We start from the raw sequence: 5006 nt of genomic DNA, 5'->3' as shown, positions 1-5006 counted from the left end.
CTCCAGCGCGGAGACGAAGTTGCTCTTGCCCGCCCCGTTCGGGCCGATCAGGACGTTCAGCCCGCCCAGCCGGACCCGCGTCGAGCGGATCGAGGTGTACCCCTCGACCGTCACCGCCGCAAGCCGACCTGCCGTCATACGATCACTCTACGGCGGGCACCACCGCGGGCGGCGTCTGGCTGTGCGTCCGGGCTGGCCGGGGGAGCGGAACGTGCGCCGTTCACCGGCCCGTTCCCGCCCGACCTGCGAGAACGACCTCACCGGACTCGCGGGGTCAGGTGGGTCATCAGGGGGTCAGGTTCCACAGGGCGTCGAGGGGGAGGGCGGAGAGGCGGTCGCCGAAGGGTAGGGTCTGCTGGCCGGTGTAGAGGACGTAGCCGGCTACGAAGCGTGGGCCGAGCAGGTTGGCGAGGTGGCGTAGGCCGGCGAGGTCCTCGGTGCGGACGGTGGCGCCGGCTTTGACCTCGATCCCGACGACACGGCCGTCGGGGGTCTCCAGCAGTGCGTCCACCTCGACCTTGTCCTTCGTCCGGTAGTGGTAGAGGCGGGCGGACTGCTCGTTCCAGCCGAGTTGGCGGGCGAGTTCGGTGAGGACGAAGTTCTCGACCATCGGGCCGGCGGTGCCGTCGGGTTCCCCGAGCCGGGCCGCGTCCTGCCCCAGCAGATGGCAGGCTATGCCGCTGTCCACGTATGCCAGCTTCGGTGTGCCGACCGCCCGGTGGGTGTGGCCGGTGGACCAGGCCGGAACCAGCTTGATGAGAAAGACCGCGGACAGCAGGTCCAGGTAGCGGTTGAGAGTGGTTCTGGGGATGCCGGACTGTGACGCGAGCGCGCCGGGTACCAGCAGCCCACCGGACCGGCTCGCGAGCAGGGCGAGCAGTTGGTGCAGCTCACCGCGGCGCTGGATGGCGGACAGTTCGGTGACGTCCCGGGCGATGAGGGTGGACAGGTAGGAGTCGAAGAACGCCGTCCGGCGGCGGGGTGAGCGCCGCACCGCTTCGGGGTAGCCGCCGCGGACGATGCGTTCGAGGTAGTCGCGGCGTCGCAGCGGCGAGGTGCGGCTGAGCCCGGGGCCGTGGGTGAAGGCCGCGTCGACGAAGTGGTCCGGCGTCCCGTCGATCTCTCCCTGTGAGAACGGCCACAGTTCGATGGTCTCGATGCGCCCGGGGAGCGCGTCCGGAAGGTCGCGTAGGGCGAGGATCTGAGCGGAGCCGGTCAGGAGGAAGCGGCCGGGCCGGGGGTCGGTGTCCACCGCCACCTTGATCGAACGGAACAGTTCGGGGGCGAGCTGGACCTCGTCCACGACCAACAGGCCGTCGTGGTCGATGAAGCCTGTCGGGTCGTCGTGCGCGGCGCGCAGCGTGGCGGGGTCGTCGAGCAGGCGGATCAGCGGGTTGGCGGTGGCGGCGGCGGCCAGCCGGGCGAGGGTGCTCTTGCCGGCCTGTCGCGCGCCGTTGATCGCGACGACTCTGGTGTCTCCCAGCGCCTCCACGATGAGTGCCTCCGCCTTGCGTCTGATCAGCGCGCCTGATGCGTTCACACCACCATTATGGACACTTGGCCGCCATGATCGTGGTCATCTGGTCGCATGGTCTGTGGACAGTTGGACGCAGGTATCGTGGTCACCTGGACACTGTCCTTGCGGTTATCTGGTCGGACGGGTCGTGGTGAAATGGACGCTCGGTGCGTGGGCGGGTGGCCTTGCGCCGCGTGGACGATCGGCCGCTGGGATGCCTGATCGTGGTGGTGCCCTGACGGATCCGTGGCGGCATGGCTTCGTGACGGTGACGGGCGGTGGGCGTGAATGTTCGTTCGGTTGCGGCGCTGGCGGCCGGTAAGGTCGGTCGCGGTACGGGCGTCGTGATACGGGCGTGCTCGGGCGCCTGAAGCAACCACGGCAGGCCCAGGAACTACAGCGAACGGGCGGAACGGTCGATGAAGACGGCGATGCGGTCACACCTGTGCGGTGCGCTGCGCACGGAGCACATCGGTGCGACGGTTACGGTATGCGGCTGGGTGGCCCGCCGCCGCCAGCACGGCCAGTCGCTGATGTTCGTCGATCTGCGGGATCACTCCGGCCAGGTGCAGTGCGTGGTGGACGGCTCCGTCGACGTCCGCTCCGAGTATGTCGTCGCCGTCACCGCGACGGTGGCGGCCCGGCCCGAGGGGACGATCAACCCCAACCTGGCCACCGGCGAGATCGAGCTGCACGACTGCGTGGTGACGGTCCTCTCCGCGGCGCTGCCGCCGCCGTTCCCGATCGACGAGCGGGCGGACTCGGTCGACGAGGCGACCCGGCTCACCTACCGCTACCTGGACCTGCGCCGCGAGCGCATGCAGCGCAACCTGCGCACCCGCTCGGCGGTGCTGGCCGCGCTGCGCTCGGAGCTGGTACCGCGGGAGTTCGTCGAGGTCGAGACGCCGCTGCTGATGCCCTCCACGCCGGAGGGGGCGCGGGAGTTCGTCGTGCCGTCCCGGCAGTTCCCGGGCAGTTTCTACGCGCTGCCGCAGTCCCCGCAGCTGTTCAAACAGCTCCTGATGGTGGGCGGCGCCGACCGTTACTTCCAGTTCGCCCGCTGCCTGCGTGACGAGGACCTGCGCGCCGACCGGCAGTACGAGTTCACCCAGCTCGACGTCGAGATGAGCTTTGTCGACCAGGACGACGTCCTGGAGGTGATCTCCGCCGCGGTGCTGACCGCCGCGCGGGCCGTCACCGGCGGGCCGGTCGCGCCGATCGAGCGGATCACCTGGCACGAGGCCATGGACCGTTTCGGCGTGGACAAGCCCGACCTGCGCTTCGGCCTGGAGCTCGTCGAGCTGACCGGGGTCTTCACGGGCAGCGGCTTCCAGGCGTTCGCCGGGGCGCCGTCGGTGAAGGGCATCCGGGTGCCTGGCGGTTCGGCCACCCACAATCGCAAGGCGCTGGACGCGCTGACCGACCGGGCCAAGCAGCTTGGCGCGAAGGGCCTGGTGTGGATGCGGGTCGGTGCCGGGGGTCGCTGGAGTCGCCGGTGGCGAAGTTCCTCTCCGCCGCCGAACTGGCCGGGATCGTGAAGGCGACCGGCGGTGAGGACGGCGACCTGCTGCTGCTGGTCGCCGACGAGTGGGCGACGGTCTGCGAGGTGCTCGGCCAGCTCCGTAACGACCTCGGCCGCCCGCCGGCCGGCGAGGGCGGGTTTCGTTTCGTCTGGGTCACCGACTTCCCGCTGTTCGTCGGGGTCGATGCGCAGACCGGGCGGCCCAAGCCCGGCCACCACCCCTTCACCCGGCCGCACCCCGACGACCTCGACAAGCTCGAGACCGAGCCGCTGGCCGTGCGCAGCCGCGCCTACGACCTGGTGCTCAACGGCTGGGAGCTCGGCTCGGGATCGATCCGGATCCACGAGCCCGACCTGCAGCAGCGCATCTTCGCCGCGCTGGGGATCTCGGCGGCGGAGGCCGACCGCCGGTTCGGTTTCTTCCTGACGCCGTTCTCCTACGGGGCCCCGCCGCACGGCGGTTTCGCCGTCGGTATCGACCGGCTGGTGGCGATCCTCGCCGGCGAGGACAACATCCGCGAGGTCATCGCCTTCCCGAAAACCCAGTCCGGACTTGACCCGATGACCGGCGCGCCGACTCCGATCGACGCCCGGCAGGTGCGTGAGCTGGGCATCCGGGTACTCCCGACAGCGTAAACGCCGCCACCTTCACCTGCCACCACACGCGAATTCCCCTGCCTGGCAGGACCTGGCGGGCTCTTGACCGGGTGAAACCGCCTCCGGCGGCGTCCCGGCCGTTTTACGGTTACCTGGCCGCATCACGTGTCGTGGCGTGGGTATGACCGGTGAATCCGTCCCGGACGGGCATCGGGGCCGGCTGGTTCGGCTTCGGGCGGGTTGGCCGTGGATCACGCGCCGGATACGACAGGAGGCCCGGGAATGCAGATACCGTTCTCGCCGTCACCGACATCCAGTCTCGGCGTCGAGTGGGAGCTGGCGCTGGTCGACCGCCGTACCCGTCAGCTTCGCGGGGCGGCGACCGCCATCCTCGACGAGTATCAGGCCAAGATCGGTGAACATGCCGAACAGCGGGCCAAACACGAGCTGTTCGAGTCGGTCATCGAGGTCGTCACCGGGGTCTGCGACACGGTCGCCGACGCCAAGGCCGACCTGGCCGTGACCGTCGGTCTCATCGAGGATCTGGCCGCGTCGCGCGGGCTTGCCCTGATGTGCAGCGGTACCCACCCGATCACCAGTTATGCCAGCCAGCAGATCAGTCCCGACCCGCGCTACCGCTCCATCCTGGAACGCATGCAGTGGGTCGCCCGACGCCTGCTGATTTTCGGCGTGCACGTACATGTCGGCGTTCCCGCGCAGGAGCGGGCGATTCCCGTCGTGAACGCGCTCGTCGGCTACATCCCGCATTTCCTCGCGTTGTCGGCGTCCTCGCCGTTCTGGCTGGGTCTGGACACGGGGCTGGCGTCGTCGCGCTCGAAGGTGTTCGAGAGCCTGCCCACCGCCGGCCTGCCGTACCTTCTGTCGGACTGGGAGCAGTTCGAGCGGTTCATGGGGACGCTGGTGTCGTCCGGGACGGTGGAGACCATCCGTGAGGTGTGGTGGGACGTCCGGCCGCACCCGGACTTCGGCACGGTGGAGCTGCGTATCTGTGACGGTCTGCCGACCCTGCTGGAGGTCGGGGCGATCGCCGCGCTGACCCAGTGCCTGGTCGACCGGATGAACACCCGGCTCGACCAGGGCCACCGGCTGCCGACGCCGCAGCGCTGGGTGGTGCAGGAGAACAAGTGGCGGGCCGCCCGGTACGGCCTGGACGCCGAGATCCTGCTCGACGAGGGGGGCACGACCCGCCGTGTCCGGGACGAGATCGCCGTTCTCGTCGACGATCTGCTGCCCGTCGCGCGGCGGCTGGAATGCGTCGACGAACTCACCGACGTCCTGCACATTCTTCAGGTCGGCTCGAGCTGCGACCGCCAGCGCGCGGTGGCGCGGCAGGCCGACGGGGATCTCGCC

At 69.9% G+C, this 5006-nt stretch carries 2 protein-coding genes and 1 pseudogene; 2 read left to right on the top strand and 1 reads right to left on the bottom strand.

Translation table 11 applies throughout. The features are described 5' to 3' along the window. Positions 1-286: 286 nt before the first annotated feature. Positions 287-1540, bottom strand: coding sequence for an ATP-binding protein (locus tag AC5LSR_RS16385; protein ID WP_250287210.1), 1254 nt, complete (start codon positions 1538-1540; stop codon positions 287-289). 395 nt (positions 1541-1935) lie between these two features. Between AC5LSR_RS16385 and aspS the strand changes: the two are divergent. After that, positions 1936-3674 (top strand): annotated as a pseudogene (aspS, locus tag AC5LSR_RS16380) (aspartate--tRNA ligase). A gap of 243 nt (positions 3675-3917) precedes the next feature. Continuing rightward, on the top strand, positions 3918-5006 hold a 1089-nt coding region (locus tag AC5LSR_RS16375), incomplete at its 3' end, for a glutamate--cysteine ligase (RefSeq protein WP_250287206.1).

Source organism: Protofrankia sp. CiP1_Cm_nod4 (assembly GCF_982290645.1).
The sequence above is the reverse complement of the archived record's forward strand: the minus strand, read 5'-3'. Positions and strand labels throughout refer to the sequence as shown.